At 62.1% G+C, this 13,732-nt stretch carries 15 protein-coding genes; 8 read left to right on the top strand and 7 right to left on the bottom strand.

What is annotated here, in order from left to right; all coding sequences use genetic code 11:
• The 6 genes from rodA to lipB all read left to right on the top strand — a co-directional run bounded on the left by rodA (position 1) and on the right by lipB (position 5,482).
• Complete coding sequence (rodA, locus tag DNK10_RS02255) at positions 1–1,146, top strand: rod shape-determining protein RodA (protein ID WP_131178961.1); 1,146 nt, start codon at positions 1–3, stop codon at positions 1,144–1,146.
• A gap of 17 nt (positions 1,147–1,163) precedes the next feature.
• Positions 1,164–2,177: a lytic murein transglycosylase B gene (gene mltB / locus DNK10_RS02250; protein WP_131190446.1), complete on the top strand. Its 1,014-nt coding sequence runs from the start codon at positions 1,164–1,166 to the stop codon at positions 2,175–2,177.
• Positions 2,174–3,190, top strand: coding sequence for a septal ring lytic transglycosylase RlpA family protein (locus tag DNK10_RS02245; RefSeq protein WP_131190445.1), 1,017 nt, complete (start codon positions 2,174–2,176; stop codon positions 3,188–3,190). Before mltB ends, DNK10_RS02245 begins: the two co-directional genes overlap by 4 nt.
• A 136-nt stretch (positions 3,191–3,326) precedes the next feature.
• Positions 3,327–4,502, top strand: coding sequence for a D-alanyl-D-alanine carboxypeptidase family protein (locus DNK10_RS02240; RefSeq protein ID WP_131190444.1), 1,176 nt, complete (start codon positions 3,327–3,329; stop codon positions 4,500–4,502).
• 75 nt (positions 4,503–4,577) lie between these two features.
• Positions 4,578–4,856, top strand: coding sequence for a DUF493 domain-containing protein (locus tag DNK10_RS02235; protein ID WP_131178781.1), 279 nt, complete (start codon positions 4,578–4,580; stop codon positions 4,854–4,856).
• Complete coding sequence (gene lipB / locus DNK10_RS02230) at positions 4,856–5,482, top strand: lipoyl(octanoyl) transferase LipB (RefSeq protein WP_131190443.1); 627 nt, start codon at positions 4,856–4,858, stop codon at positions 5,480–5,482. The genes DNK10_RS02235 and lipB overlap by 1 nt, the downstream gene beginning before the upstream one ends.
• A gap of 122 nt (positions 5,483–5,604) precedes the next feature.
• On the opposite strand, the gene lipA is transcribed toward lipB, so the two are convergent.
• Positions 5,605–6,657, bottom strand: a complete 1,053-nt coding sequence (lipA, locus tag DNK10_RS02225; protein ID WP_131190442.1) for a lipoyl synthase — start codon at positions 6,655–6,657, stop codon at positions 5,605–5,607.
• Between the two features lie 158 nt (positions 6,658–6,815).
• On the bottom strand, positions 6,816–7,220 hold the full coding sequence (locus tag DNK10_RS02220; RefSeq protein WP_131190441.1) for a RidA family protein: 405 nt from the start codon (positions 7,218–7,220) through the stop codon (positions 6,816–6,818).
• A 128-nt stretch (positions 7,221–7,348) separates the two neighbouring features.
• Between DNK10_RS02220 and DNK10_RS02215 the strand changes: the two genes are divergently transcribed.
• Positions 7,349–8,275, top strand: coding sequence for a LysR family transcriptional regulator (locus tag DNK10_RS02215; RefSeq protein WP_131190440.1), 927 nt, complete (start codon positions 7,349–7,351; stop codon positions 8,273–8,275).
• A 47-nt stretch (positions 8,276–8,322) separates the two neighbouring features.
• On the top strand, positions 8,323–8,931 hold the full coding sequence (locus DNK10_RS02210; RefSeq protein WP_131190439.1) for a pseudouridine synthase: 609 nt from the start codon (positions 8,323–8,325) through the stop codon (positions 8,929–8,931).
• 211 nt (positions 8,932–9,142) lie between these two features.
• Here DNK10_RS02210 and DNK10_RS02205 read toward each other — a convergent pair whose 3' ends face one another.
• The 5 genes from DNK10_RS02205 to lldD all read right to left on the bottom strand — a co-directional run bounded on the left by DNK10_RS02205 (position 9,143) and on the right by lldD (position 13,658).
• Entirely contained in the window at positions 9,143–9,541 is a 399-nt protein-coding gene (locus tag DNK10_RS02205) for a globin (RefSeq protein ID WP_131190438.1), read from the bottom strand.
• 68 nt (positions 9,542–9,609) lie between these two features.
• Entirely contained in the window at positions 9,610–9,813 is a 204-nt protein-coding gene (locus DNK10_RS02200; protein WP_131178790.1) for a DUF2788 domain-containing protein, read from the bottom strand.
• A gap of 187 nt (positions 9,814–10,000) precedes the next feature.
• Entirely contained in the window at positions 10,001–10,480 is a 480-nt protein-coding gene (locus DNK10_RS02195) for an Lrp/AsnC family transcriptional regulator (RefSeq protein ID WP_042554872.1), read from the bottom strand.
• Between the two features lie 322 nt (positions 10,481–10,802).
• Positions 10,803–12,515, bottom strand: coding sequence for a D-lactate dehydrogenase (gene dld, locus DNK10_RS02190; protein WP_131190437.1), 1,713 nt, complete (start codon positions 12,513–12,515; stop codon positions 10,803–10,805).
• A 3-nt stretch (positions 12,516–12,518) separates the two neighbouring features.
• Positions 12,519–13,658 carry an FMN-dependent L-lactate dehydrogenase LldD gene (lldD, locus tag DNK10_RS02185; RefSeq protein WP_131178792.1) on the bottom strand — a complete coding sequence of 380 codons (1,140 nt, stop codon included), beginning with the start codon at positions 13,656–13,658 and terminating at the stop codon, positions 12,519–12,521.
• Positions 13,659–13,732: the final 74 nt, after the last annotated feature.

Raw genomic sequence — 13,732 nt, 5'->3', positions numbered from 1 at the left:
CTGACCGGTAGCTTCGACCGCACGCTTTCCACCGACGACGTTCTGCGTCGTCGCTCCAGCCTGCTGCAGCGCCTGCACATCGACGGCATTCTGTTGCTGCTGCTGTTGCTGCTCGCCACCGGCAGCCTGTTCATCCTTTATTCGGCCAGCGGCAAGAACGTCGATCTGCTGATGAAGCAGGCCTCCTCCTTTGGCATCGGTCTGGTGGCGATGGTGGTGATCGCCCAGTTCGAACCACGCTTCATGGCCCGCTGGGTGCCGCTGGGCTACCTGTGCGGCGTCGGCCTGCTGGTGGTGGTGGACGTCATGGGCCACAACGCCATGGGTGCCACGCGCTGGATCAACATCCCCGGGGTGATCCGCTTCCAGCCGTCGGAGTTCATGAAGATCCTGATGCCGGCGACCATGGCATGGTACCTGGCCAAGCGCAGTCTGCCGCCGAGCTTCAAGCACGTTTGCGTCAGCCTCGGGCTGATCGTCACGCCGTTCGTGCTGATCCTGCTGCAGCCGGATCTGGGCACTTCGATGTTGATTCTCGCCTCCGGCGCCTTCGTGCTGTTCATGGCCGGGCTGCAATGGCGCTGGATCGCCGGCGCCGTCGCCGCCATCGCGCCGATTGCCGTGGCGATGTGGTTTTTCGTCATGCACGACTACCAGAAACGCCGGGTGCTGACCTTCATCAATCCGGAGAGCGATCCGCTGGGCGCGGGCTGGAACATCATCCAGTCCAAGGCGGCGATCGGCTCGGGTGGCGTGTTCGGTAAAGGCTGGTTGCTTGGCACCCAGTCGCACCTGGATTTTTTGCCGGAGAGCCACACGGACTTCATCATTGCCGTTTTGGCCGAAGAATTTGGCCTGATTGGTGTCTGTCTGTTGCTGCTCTTGTACATTCTGTTGATTGCGCGCGGTCTGGTGATTACCGTGCAAGCGCAGACGCTGTTCGGTAAGCTGCTCGCCGGTGGTCTGACCATGACCTTCTTTGTCTATGTCTTCATCAATATCGGCATGGTCAGTGGTTTGTTGCCGGTAGTGGGTGTGCCGCTGCCGTTTATCAGTTATGGCGGCACGTCTTTGATTACGTTGTTGTCGGGTTTCGGAATTCTGATGTCCATCCACACGCACCGTAAGTGGATTGCTCAGGCTTGATTGGGGTTATGAATTCAATGCAGATTTTGCGTGGCTGGGCCGCACGACATGCACATTGGCTGGCGGTCGCCGGCCTGCTTGGGGCTCCACAGGCGATGGCTGCCAACGAATATGCGAATTCGCCGCAGGTCGGCGAGTTCATCACCGAGATGACTCGTGATTACGGTTTTGCCAGCGAGCAACTGAGTACGCTGTTCTCCGGTGTGGAGCGCAAACAGGCGATTCTCGACGCCATTTCGCGTCCGGCCGAGCGGGTCAAGCCGTGGAAGGAATACCGGCCGATCTTCATTACCGACGCTCGTATCAATAAGGGCGTGGCGTTCTGGAACGAACACGCCGAAGCCTTGGCGCGTGCCGAAAAAGAATACGGCGTACCTGCCGAGATCATAGTCGCCATCATCGGCGTAGAGACGTCTTACGGCGGCAACACCGGCAGCTACCGGGTCATCGATGCGCTGTCCACCCTGGCCTTCGATTACCCGCCGCGTGCGCCATTCTTTCGCAAGGAGCTGCGCGAGTTCCTCATGCTGACCCGTGAAGAGCAGGTCGATCCGGCCAGCCTGAAAGGTTCCTACGCTGGCGCCATGGGCCTGCCGCAGTTCATGCCGAGCAGTTTCCGCGCCTACGCGGTGGACTTCGACGGCGATAGCCACATCAACATCTGGAGCAACCCGGTGGATGCCATCGGCAGCGTTGCCAGCTATTTCAAGCGTCACAACTGGCAGCCGGGGCAGCCGGTGGCGAGCCTTGCCACGGTCGAGGGAGAGCAGGTCGATCAGGGCCTGAGTACCGGCCTCGATCCGGAAAAGAACGTGGCCGAACTGCGCGCTCTGGGCTGGTCGAGCAACGACGAGCTGGCCGATGATCTGCCGGTAACCGCGTTCCGCCTCGAAGGCGCAGAGGGTGCCGAATACTGGATTGGCCAACCCAACTTCTATGTCATTACCCGCTACAACCGCAGCGTGATGTATGCCATGGCGGTCAATCAGTTGTCCGAGTTGCTGGTTCAGGCCCGAGGTGCCAATCAATGACGGGGTTGCCATTCAAACTGGCCGTGTGCGGCATCGTTGCGCTGCTGCTGGCGAGCTGTTCCTCCAGCCGTGCGCCGACAGGCACCGCGCCGGTGCCATCTTCCGGTGGTTCGATTTCCGGGCCATCCGATTTCAACCGCCCGCACAAGGACGGTGCGCCCTGGTGGGATGTAGACGTCTCGAAAATCCAGGACGCCATCCCCATGCCGCATTACGGCCCGGTGAAGTCCAGCCCTTACGTGGTATTCGGCAAGCAGTACTACCCGATCGCCGATGCCCGCCGCTATACCGCGACCGGCCCGGCCTCCTGGTACGGCACCAAGTTCCACGGCCAGGCTACCGCCAACGGCGAATCCTACGACCTGTACGGCATGACCGCCGCGCACAAGACCTTGCCGCTGCCCAGCTACGTGCGAGTGACCAACCTGGAGAACGGCAAGACCGTGATCCTGCGGGTCAACGACCGTGGGCCGTTCTATTCCGATCGCATCATCGATCTGTCCTTCGCTGCCGCCAAGAAGCTCGGTTACGCCGAGAAGGGCACCGCTCAGGTTCGCGTGGAAGGTATCGACCCGACCGAGTGGTGGGCTCAGCAGGGGCGTCCGGTGCCGATGATGATGGCGCAGCCGCAGATGGCCAAGGTTCAGCCCGCCCAGGCGGCCCAGTTGCAGCTGGCCAGTGCCCCGGTAGAGCAGTACTCGCCGCCGCCGCAACAGCATGCCGCCGCCACCGTGCCGGTACAGATCGACTCAAAAAAAAACGCTTCAGCCGCAGCGTCTGGCCTGTATCTCCAAGTGGGAGCCTTCGCCAATCCCGACGCTGCGGAGCTCCTCAAGGCCAAGTTGAGCGAATCGGTGACTGCCCCGGTGTTCATCAACTCAGTGGTGCGCAACCAGCAGATATTGCACCGCGTGCGACTGGGCCCGATCAACAGCCAGGGCGAGGCTGAGCGAGTGCGTGACAGCATCCGCGTGGCCAATCTCGGGCAAGCGACTCTGGTCAAGGCGGACTGAGGGGCACAGCCCTTCGGCGTTGGCAACTTATCGGCCCGCCGCCTGACTAAGCAGTGAATCGCCGCCAGCGTGCGGCGATGACATTTCATATTTGCCCGCAAGGGCCTGTTCGACCATCAGCGATCTAGAGAGACGGATGAAAATCACCAGCTTCGCGCAACGCATCTTCCTGTCACTTATGCTGCTCGGCGCCTCCAGCGCCTGGGCCAACCAGGCGCCGTTGCCGGCTCCGCCACAACTGGCAGCCAAGTCCTATGTGCTGATGGATGGTGCCAGTGGCAACGTCCTGGTCGAGAACAATGGCGACGAGCGCCTGCCGCCTGCCAGCCTGACCAAGCTGATGACCGCCTACATCGCCACCCTGGAAATTCGCAACGGCAAGATCGGCGAACAGGACATGGTCACCATCAGTGAGCATGCCTGGCGCACGGGCGGTGCCGCTTCGGGTGGCTCCACCATGTTCCTGCCGGTGAACAGCCAGGCCACGGTCGATGACCTGTTGCACGGCATCATCATTCAGTCCGGCAACGATGCCAGCATCGCCATTGCCGAGCACATCGCCGGCAGTGAAGACGCCTTCGCCGATATGATGAACGCTACCGCCGAGCGTCTGGGCATGAAGAACAGTCATTTCATGAACTCCACCGGCCTGCCGCATCCTGAGCACTATTCCAGCGCCCACGACATGGCGATTCTGGCTCGCGCGATCATCAATGAGGATGCCGACCACTACGCCATCTACTCGCAGAAAGAATTCCTCTGGAACAACATCAAGCAGCCCAACCGCAACCTGCTGCTGTGGCGCGACCGTACTGTCGACGGTCTGAAGACCGGCCACACCAATGAAGCCGGCTTCTGTTTGGTAGCCTCGGCCGTACGCGATGGCGCGCGGATGATCACCTCGGTATTCGGTACCGACAGCGAGAGCTCCCGGGCCGCTGAAACCCAGAAGCTGCTGACCTATGGTTTCCGTTTCTTCGAAACCCGCACCTTCTATCAGAAGGGCACCGAGCTGGCTCAGGCGCCGGTCTGGAAAGGCCAGGCCTCTCAGGTCAAGGCTGGTTTGGCTCAGGATCTGACCCTGACCCTGCCGAAAGGCCAGCTGGAGAAGCTGCAGGCCAGCATGACCCTCAACCCGCAGATCATTGCCCCGATCGCTCAAGGTGACGTGATCGGCAAGGTCGAGGTGAAGATGGGTGATCAGGTGGTGCACAGTGCCGATCTGGTGGCGCTGGAAGCTGTCGAGGAAGGTGGCTTCTTCCGCAGCCTGTGGGATAGCATTCGACTGTTCTTCTACGGGTTGTTCAATTGAACCCAACCCTTACACAAGGACGCCCCGCATAGGGGCGTCTTGCATTGGACAGGCGAGACGCCTGCAGTAATTGCCATGACCGACACCGACGTTCAAGCTCCGAAAATCGAATTCCCCTGCCCGAACTACCCGATCAAGGTGATCGGCGAAGCCGGTGACGGCTTCAGTGATCTGGTGATCGAGGTCATCCAGCGCCATGCGCCGGATCTCGACGCCGATACCCTGGTGACCCGCGACAGTCGCAACGGTCGTTTCCTGTCCGTACAGGTGCTGATCACCGCCACCGGTGTCGAGCAGTTGCAGGCGATCCATGTCGACCTGCGCGCCACCGGCCGCGTGCACATGGTGCTCTAGTGGCGGCAGCCGACCTTATCGTGCGTCACCTCGGGGTGGTGGATTACTTGCCGACCCTCGAGGCGATGCGCAAGCTGACTGCCGAGCGCGACGACGCCACGCCTGACGAGATCTGGTTGCTGCAGCACCCGCAGGTGTTCACCCAGGGGCAGGCCGGCAAGCCCGAGCATCTGCTGGCGCCCGGCGACATCCCGGTAATCCAGGTAGAGCGCGGTGGCCAGGTGACTTACCACGGCCCCGGCCAGTTGGTTGCGTACCTGATGCTGGATCTGCGCCGTCTGGATCTGGGGGTGCGTGAGCTGGTCACGACCATGGAGCAGGCCCTGGTCGAGGTGTTGGCCAGCTACGGTGTCGAAGCCGCGCCGAAGGCGGATGCGCCAGGGGTGTATGTCAGTGGTGACAAGATCGCTTCGCTAGGCTTGCGGGTACGCCGAGGCTGCTCGTTCCATGGCCTGGCACTCAACGTGGATATGGACATGGCGCCCTTCCAGCGTATCAACCCGTGCGGTTATGCCGGCTTGAAGATGACGCAGCTCAAGGATCTGCTGGGCACGCCGCCGTTGTTCGATGAGGTCGCCCAGCGTCTTGAGCAGGCTCTTCGTCAGCGTTTGGGATATGGGCAGTAAGCTTCGCGCCGATATCCAGATGATCAGCCGGTAGGGTGGGGCAGGGCGGCGATCCGCTTCAGCCCACCGCCCACCGCCGGCGCCTGCCTGTTCAGGATCAGCCCAAGGCACGACCCGGAACGTCAATTGACGTTGAGGGCAGGAATCAGATTGTTGTCGGTCTGCTGGCCGGGTACCGGTACTGGCGCTGCCAGGCCCAGGTTGTTCTTCTCGAACACCTTGTCCGCCCGATAGCTGGAGCGTACCAGGGGGCCGGCCGCCACTTCCATGAAGCCCATCTGCAGGCCGATCTCGCGGAACCGGTTGAATTCGTCCGGGCTCACCCAGCGCTTTACCGGCAGGTGATTGCGGGTCGGCTGCAGGTACTGGCCAAGGGTGAGGATATCCACGCCCACGGCGCGCATATCTTCCATTGCCTCGAGAACTTCGTCGTCGGTCTCGCCCAGGCCGAGCATCAGGCTGGTTTTGGTGAGCACGTCCGGACGATGGCGCTTGGCGTGGGCCAGGACATCGAGGGTCTTCCGGTAACCGGCGCGAGGGTCGCGTACTTCGCGGGTCAGGCGATTGACTGTCTCGACATTCTGGGCGAACACTTCGAGACCGGAATCCACCACGCGCTCAATGGATGGCAGGTCGCCGTCGAAGTCGGGCGTCAACGCTTCCACTACCACCTGCGGTGTGTTGGCCTTGATCGCCCGTACGCAGGCGGCGTAGTGTGCGGCGCCGCCGTCTGGTAGGTCATCGCGATCCACCGAGGTCAGCACGATATAACGCAGCGCCATCAGCTCCACCGACTTGGCGGTGTTCTGCGGCTCTTCCTTGTCCAGCCAGCCGTTCGGGTTGCCCGTATCCACCGCGCAGAAGCGGCAGGCACGGGTGCAGACCGAACCCATCAGCATGATCGTGGCCGTGCCGTTGGACCAGCACTCGCCCATGTTCGGGCAGTGGGATTCCTGGCATACGGTGCTCAGACGGTGCTCGCCGACATTGCGCTTGACCGCTTCGAAGCGGCTGCCGCCCGGTGCCTTGACTCGCAACCAGCTCGGCTTGGGTTCGTAAACCTGGGGCTCGCTCGAGGCGCGGCGCTTCTGGCCGTCCTTGATCGCGGTAATGCCCTGAACGGTGCGGAATTTGTCGCCGCTGGCAACGGGTTTGGGCGAGGCAGTATCGGACATCGAAAATCTCGGCTCCGGTAGGGGCTGCGGGTGGCGGATGGGGAGCTTGTGGCCGCCGCGAAGTGTATCACAGAAGGTATTTGCACGAGGCTGACCGTCTGTTCCTGCGCTGCCTTTACCCTGACCGCCGCGCTGCTCCGCTCGCCGTTTCCTGCCGATCAGTGCGCCGGGGTTTGTGGCAGTTTGGCGATCACCTTGATCTCGAACTGAAAGCCATACAGCCAGGTCACGCCGACGCCAGTGAGCGTCGGGTGCGGAGCACCGCCCCAGTACTCCGGCACGATCTGCCAGATGGTTTCGAAATGCGCTTCGGGGTCGACGATGAAAACCGTCACATCGAGCACGTCATCGAAGGTGCAGCCGGCCGCGTTGAGGATGGCATTGAGGTTGTCGAAGGCGAGCCGAACCTGTGCCTGCAGATCCGGTTCGGGGGAGCCATCGGGGCGGCTGCCGACTTGTCCCGACACGAACAGCAAGCCGTCGGAGCGCACGGCAGGCGAGTAACGGTTGCGCTCATAGAGCGCCTGGCGGCCTGGTGGAAAAACGACATCGCGAGTATTCATGTTGCCTCCTTTGGGCCATGGCGACCCGTCTAGTGATGGGCTCACTCTAGGAGTGCCGGCCCGCTGGATAAACCGGCCAGTTCGATCAACACTGTTTGTGAAATCCAAATAATCACTGGTTGGGCAACATGGATCGATTCGACGCGATGAGGGCATTCGCCCGGGTAGTGGAGGCTGGCAGCTTCACCAGGGCAGCCGACACGCTGCACATGAGCAAGACCAGCGTCACGCAGTTGGTGCAGCAACTGGAGGCGCGGCTGCGTGTGCGGCTGCTGAACCGCACGACGCGCAAGGTCAACGTCACTGCCGACGGTGCGGCCTATTACGAGCGGGTGGTGCGTCTGCTGGCCGACATGGAGGATGCCGAAACCAGCCTGTCGGATGCCTCGGCCATGTTGCGCGGACGGTTGCGAGTGGATGTACCCAGCCCATTCGCGCGGATGATTCTGGTGCCGGCTCTGCCGGCCTTCCATGCGCGTTATCCGGACATTCAGCTCGATCTGGGAGTGAGCGACCGCCTCATCGATCTGGTTGGCGAGAACGTCGACTGCGTGATTCGCGGCGGCGAGATCACCGACCAGTCACTGATGGCGCGCCGCGTCGGCGATCTGCAGTCGGGTGTGTATGCGGCGCCCAGTTACCTGCAGCGTTCCGGTACCCCTGAGCACCCGTGGGAGCTCGCCGATAGCCATCACCGTATCGTCGGCTTTCAGCGAGCGCGGGCCGGCAAGCTGTTTTCGTATGTCATGCACCGCGATGGCGAGCGCGTCGACGTGGAAGGGCGCTATGTGCTGGCGGTGGACGATGGCAACGCCTACCTGGCGGCCGGGTTGGCGGGGCTGGGTGTGCTCTGGCTGCCGAATTACATGTCTCGAGAGCATCTGCTGCGTGGCGAACTGGTCGCCGTTTTCGAGGACTGGCAATTCGAGCCGATGCCGATGTACATCGCCTATCCGCCGAACCGTCACGTCAGCGCCAAGTTGCGCGTATTCATCGACTGGGTCGTCGAGCTGATGGCGCTGCACGCACCGGTCATCGATCGAAGTGGGCGCTAATCCTTTACGGTAAACTGCGCGCCTCGCTTTCCCTATGGCTCCGCCGCATGTCTCGACCTTCTCGCCCCGCGTCACGGCCCTATCGTGTGGCCAAGGCGCCACCTGCCGAACCGCGCCTGATCGTGCTGAACAAGCCTTTCGACGTGCTGACCCAGTTCAATGACGACCTGGGCCGCGCCACGCTCAAGGATTTCGTCGCGATACCGGGTGTGTATCCGGCCGGGCGGCTGGATCGTGACAGCGAAGGCCTGCTGCTGCTCACCAATGACGGCCAGTTGCAGGCGCGTATCGCCGATCCCAGGCACAAGCTGGCCAAGACTTATTGGGTGCAGGTCGAGGGCGAGCCAAGCGCCGAGCAACTGCAGCAACTACGCGACGGCGTGCAGCTCAACGATGGCCCGACCTTGCCTGCCGAAGCGCGTCTGCTCGATGAGCCCGAGTTGTGGCCACGCAACCCGCCAGTACGCTTTCGTAAAAGTGTGCCAACAGGCTGGTTGGAGCTGGTGATTCGTGAAGGCCGCAACCGCCAGGTGCGGCGCATGACCGCCGCTGTAGGCTTGCCGACCCTGCGCCTGGTGCGCGTGCGTATCGGCCCCTGGGCGCTGGAGGGCCTGCAGCCGGGCGAGTGGCGGGAAGAGCCGGCGAGATTGAAGTAGGCCAAGGCGGATCATCTGGCAGTTTCAAGGCGTAAGCGGCCGTTAGGGTGGATGACGCTCTTTTCATCCACCAGCCCGTAGGATGGGTGAAACCCATCAATTTCCGATGGGTTTCACCCATCCTACGACCGTCCGCTTGCGCCACATTGCCGCCGATCTATAGGGATACGGGTTCCTGTTTGCCAAGTGCACAAAGATCGTGAACAGGCTCTTAGGCCTCGTATCCGGCCTTGATGACGCTGATGCCTTTGATCAACACCTCGCGCCAACCCTGCAGTGTCGCTGCATCGGCCTGTTTGTCGTGTTCCATGATGGTTTTGAGCAGTGACTCCAGCCACAGATCGTAAAGCTCCGGGCGGATGTCCATGGCTGTCCGTGCATGGGTGCAGCCCAGGGCGCGAAGTTTGGTGTCCGGCATGCCACGGGCGTGCATGACGAGATTGAGGATGCCCTGGCGCAGCAGCAGCTTTTGCGCGGGCATGTCGGTATTGATGAACTTCTCGCGGATCGCTGGCGAGCTGTCGAGGAAATACCGATAGAAATCGTCGAAAAAGGCGGGGCTGGCACAGCAGCGTCCGTAACTCTGCATGACGCGATCAGTGGCGTTCATGTGTTTCTCCATGGGGTAAGCAGCAGACAGGGTGACGGCGCCATTCGCCGTCATTTTCGTTATGGGGTTTAGACGCCTTCCAGGCCCGCGATGACCAGCGTCTTGATCAGAAAGCCGAGTACGCCAAGGCCAAGGGCGAAGAACAGAATGAAGGTACCGAAGCGACCGGCTTTGGAGTTCTTCGCCAGATCCCAGACGATGAACGCCATGAACAGCACCAGTCCGCCGACCAGCAGGGTCATCATCAGCTCTTCGAAAACTTCCGGTTCCATCGCGACCTCATTGGCGATCAATGAAGCTGTGCCGCCCTGGGGCAATGACGAAGGGGCGGGTACGCGACGAGTCGTGAGAAACGCGCATCGCTGTTGTTATTGGAGGAACCGCACAAGGCACAGCAAACGTGTGGATATTACACGCTGGCAGGCCTGAGTGCGTAGCTCCCTATTGGTCGTATGGTCTTTAACTGCGCAAGTGTTGGAGGGGTAGCTGCGTGCTGGAGAGAATCTGCTGCAGCACGAAGCTCGAACGCACGCTGGAAACGCCGTCGATGCGGGTCAGGGTGCCGAGCAGCAGTTTCTGGTAGTGATCCATGTCCGGTACCACCACTTTGAGCTGGTAGTCGGCGTCCATCCCGGTGACCAGGCAGCACTCCAATACTTCGGGGCATTTGCGGATCTCTTCCTGAAAGTGCTCGAAGCGCTCCGGCGTGTGGCGATCCATGCCGATCAGCACATAGGCGGTCAGACTCAGGCCGAGTTTCTTGCGATCCAGCAGGGCGACCTGCTGCACGATGTAGCCGTCATCCTCCAGCTGTTTGACCCGCCGCGAGCAGGGCGAGGGGGAGAGGCCGATGCGCTCGGCCAGATCCTGGTTGGACAGGGTCGCGTCGCGCTGCAATTCGGCGAGAATGTTCAGGTCGTAGCGGTCGAGTTTGTTCATGGCCAGGCTTATTTGTTGTTCGCTTGCGCTGAATAGTGCCGGATTAAATTAAAATTGCGCAAGTGGCGTATCGATCAGCAATTTTTGCAATTTCTGGTCGCGTCGTCGGGCGTAAGCTTTATCTCAGTTTCACGGCCCGGACGACACGTCCACCCGGCTCGCCCAATCAGGTGAGCTGGCGCCGCCGACCCAACCGGGTCGTCACGGCACCCGGGTTCGCACTGCCCAACCAGGCGGGCGAGGAAAGCGGCGACAGAATTGCCAGCACAGGACATCTACGAAAGGGGAGGCCGAGAGGTCTCCCCTTTCTTCTTTGCGCATCTCAATGACCGCCGCAGCACTTCTCCCAGTGCTTCTTCTTCGAGGTGTGGCCGATGCCCGGATTGAAGGCGTTGGTCGGATCCAGCTCGCGGTAGAAACCGGCCAGCGCCGGTTTGGCGATATACAGGTGACCGACGTTGTGCTCGGCCGGGTATTCGGCGCGGCGCTCGTCGAGCAGCGTCCACATGGCATGCTCCATGGCTATCGGGTCGACGCCCTTCTTGACGATGTAATCCTGATGGAACACGTGGCAGAAGAAGTGTCCGTAGTAGAGCTTGTGGATGATCTGTTCTTGCATCTCCGCCGGCAGCGTCTCGACCCAGTCTCGGTCGTTACGACGGAGGGCGATGTCCAGGGCGAGGATGTCCTCGACGCTGCTGCGGTGCGCCTCACGGTAGCGGATCGCCGCACCGGCGATGGCGAAGCGGTGCAGGAAGGCCTTGCGCCCCTCGTCGGCATCGCACTCGAAAAACGCGCCGCTGGTGCGCTTGCCGAAGTAATCATTCAGAAAGGTGCGGGTCTGTTCCAGGCTGTCGTTGGCCACTCGCACCAGCAGGTGATGTTCGTAGCGGTTGCGGTATTTGCGCATGCGTGGCGGCAGGTGGCTGGGCAGCAGATTCATCAGCAGCTGAATCGCCCGATCACTGACCCCGCGCAGGCCGAAGCGCTCGAAGAAGCCATCGACGCGGCTCTTCAGCGCGAAGGCGGCAGGTACTTTGGCGGTGCCGAACTTGTCGATCAGCAGAAAGGTGTCCTTGCCGTATTTCTCGCCGATATCGAAGGCGGTGCGGTGAATGTATTCACCGGCAATGGGCAGGCTCGGCAGTTGGCTGAGCAGGTGGCGGCGCACTTCGGTGAAATCGTGCGGATCGTTACTGCCGATATAGAAAACGGTGCTCGGTTCCTTGGGGAAGGTATCCAGGCGTACGGCGAACAGGCACAACTTGCCGGCCGAGCCGGAGGCTTCGAACAGCCGCGACGGGTCGGCATTGAAGCGCGCTGGAGTATCGGCATCCACATCCCGCACGTGCTCGCCATAGCGCCCGTCCGAAGCCTTGCCGGTGCCGTCGTTACTGACCTGAAGGGGACTGTAGTCGCCGCGCTGCAGGCGGGTGAGGATTTCCTCGGGGCTGTTGCCCAGGTCGATTCCCAGGTGGTTGACCAGTTCCAGGGTGCCGTCTTCCTTCACTTGCGCATACAGCGCCAGTTCGGTGTAGGCCGGGCCTCGGCGTACCAGCGAACCGCCTGAGTTGTTGCACACGCCGCCGAGCACCGAGGCACCGATGCACGAGGAACCGATCACCGAATGGGGCTCGCGACCGAGCGGCGCCAATGCCTGTTCCAGGCGATCGAGCGTGGCGCCGGGCAGGCACACCACCTGTTCGCCATCGTTGATCAGTTGCACGCCGGTGATACGCAGGGTGCTGATCAGCACGATTTCGCGGTCGTAGTCGTTGCCATCCGGGGTCGAGCCGCCGGTCAGGCCGGTATTGGCCGCCTGCATGATGACGATGCGGTCGGCGGCGACCGCTGCTTGCAGTACTCGCCATTGTTCCAGGAGTGTGCCGGGACGCACTACGGCCAGTACGCCGCCGTCGCCGGTACGATGACCCTTGCGGAAGCGCCGGGTGCTCTGTTCGTCGGTGAGCACATGGTCGCTGCCCACGGCTTCGCGCAGGGTCGTCAGCAGGACGTCACGGCTGATCGAGGTCATGGTTCAGAGCTCCCGAACCAGCGACTCGGCGCTGATCTCTGCAATGGATTTGGCACCGGTCAGCACCATGGCCACACGCATTTCCTTCTCGATCAGGCTCAACAGATTGCTCACGCCGGCGCCGCCAGCAGCAGCCAGGGCGTAGACGAAGGCGCGGCCGAGCATCACGGTGTCGGCGCCCAGAGCGATCATGCGCACCACGTCCAGGCCGCTGCGGATGCCCGAGTCGGCGAGAATCTTCAGGTCGCCTTTCACCGCATCGGCGATGGCCGGCAGGGCACGGGCACTGGACAGCACGCCATCGAGCTGACGGCCCCCGTGGTTGGACACGACGATGCCGTCGGCGCCAAACCTGACCGCGTCGCGGGCATCTTCGGGATCGAGGATGCCCTTGATCACCATCGGGCCGTCCCAGAATTCGCGAATCCACTCCAGATCCTTCCAGGAAATCGACGGGTCGAAGTTGGCGCCCAGCCAGCCGATATAGTCGGCCAGGCCAGTGGGATGGCCGCGATAGGTGGAAATATTGCCCAGATCATGGGGCTTGCCCAGCAGGCCCACGTCCAGGGCCCAGGCCGGGTGAGTGAACGCTTGCAGCATGCGGCGCATGGCGGCATTGGCACCGCTCATGCCGGAGTGGGCATCGCGGTAGCGGGCGCCCGGCGTCGGCATGTCGACGGTGAACACCAGCGTGGTCACACCGGCTGCCTTGGCGCGCTCCAGGGCATTTTTCATGAAACCGCGGTCTTTCAGCACATACAGCTGGAACCACATGGGACGGCTGATCGCCGGTGCCACCTCCTCGATCGGGCAGACCGAAACGGTGGACAGGGTAAAGGGAATGCCCTTTTCCGCTGCCGCCTTGGCCGCCTGTACTTCACCGCGGCGCGCATACATGCCGGTCAGCCCTACGGGGGCCAGGGCCACCGGCATCGCCAGTGTCTCGTTGAACAGCGTGGTCTCCAGGCTCAGCTCGGACATGTTCTTCAGTACGCGCTGGCGCAGGGCGATGCTGGCGAGATCCTCGACGTTGCGCTTGAGCGTGTACTCGGCATAGGCGCCGCCGTCGATGTAGTGGAACAGGAACGGCGGAAGGCGGCGTTGCGCGGCGGCGCGGTAATCGGTGGAGGCAGAAATGATCATGAACTCATCCTGTTGCTGAAAGGGGCCAAGACGGGTAAGCGTAGCCTGACGGCAGACGCCCCGGCATGGCCGGG

Origin of the sequence: Phytopseudomonas daroniae, assembly GCF_004327275.1 — a bacterium.
GTDB classification, from domain to species: domain Bacteria; phylum Pseudomonadota; class Gammaproteobacteria; order Pseudomonadales; family Pseudomonadaceae; genus Aquipseudomonas; species Aquipseudomonas daroniae.
The sequence above is the reverse complement of the archived record's forward strand: the minus strand, read 5'-3'. Positions and strand labels throughout refer to the sequence as shown.

Coding starts and splice junctions, on each gene's coding strand:
- mltB (WP_131190446.1), top strand. CDS start 1,164: ATGCAGATTTTGCGTGGCTGGGCCGCACGACATGCACATTGGCTGGCG.
- DNK10_RS02245 (WP_131190445.1), top strand. CDS start 2,174: ATGACGGGGTTGCCATTCAAACTGGCCGTGTGCGGCATCGTTGCGCTG.
- DNK10_RS02240 (WP_131190444.1), top strand. CDS start 3,327: ATGAAAATCACCAGCTTCGCGCAACGCATCTTCCTGTCACTTATGCTG.
- DNK10_RS02235 (WP_131178781.1), top strand. CDS start 4,578: ATGACCGACACCGACGTTCAAGCTCCGAAAATCGAATTCCCCTGCCCG.
- lipA (WP_131190442.1), bottom strand. CDS start 6,657: ATGTCCGATACTGCCTCGCCCAAACCCGTTGCCAGCGGCGACAAATTC.
- DNK10_RS02220 (WP_131190441.1), bottom strand. CDS start 7,220: ATGAATACTCGCGATGTCGTTTTTCCACCAGGCCGCCAGGCGCTCTAT.
- DNK10_RS02215 (WP_131190440.1), top strand. CDS start 7,349: ATGGATCGATTCGACGCGATGAGGGCATTCGCCCGGGTAGTGGAGGCT.
- DNK10_RS02210 (WP_131190439.1), top strand. CDS start 8,323: ATGTCTCGACCTTCTCGCCCCGCGTCACGGCCCTATCGTGTGGCCAAG.
- DNK10_RS02205 (WP_131190438.1), bottom strand. CDS start 9,541: ATGAACGCCACTGATCGCGTCATGCAGAGTTACGGACGCTGCTGTGCC.
- DNK10_RS02200 (WP_131178790.1), bottom strand. CDS start 9,813: ATGGAACCGGAAGTTTTCGAAGAGCTGATGATGACCCTGCTGGTCGGC.
- DNK10_RS02195 (WP_042554872.1), bottom strand. CDS start 10,480: ATGAACAAACTCGACCGCTACGACCTGAACATTCTCGCCGAATTGCAG.
- dld (WP_131190437.1), bottom strand. CDS start 12,515: ATGACCTCGATCAGCCGTGACGTCCTGCTGACGACCCTGCGCGAAGCC.
- lldD (WP_131178792.1), bottom strand. CDS start 13,658: ATGATCATTTCTGCCTCCACCGATTACCGCGCCGCCGCGCAACGCCGC.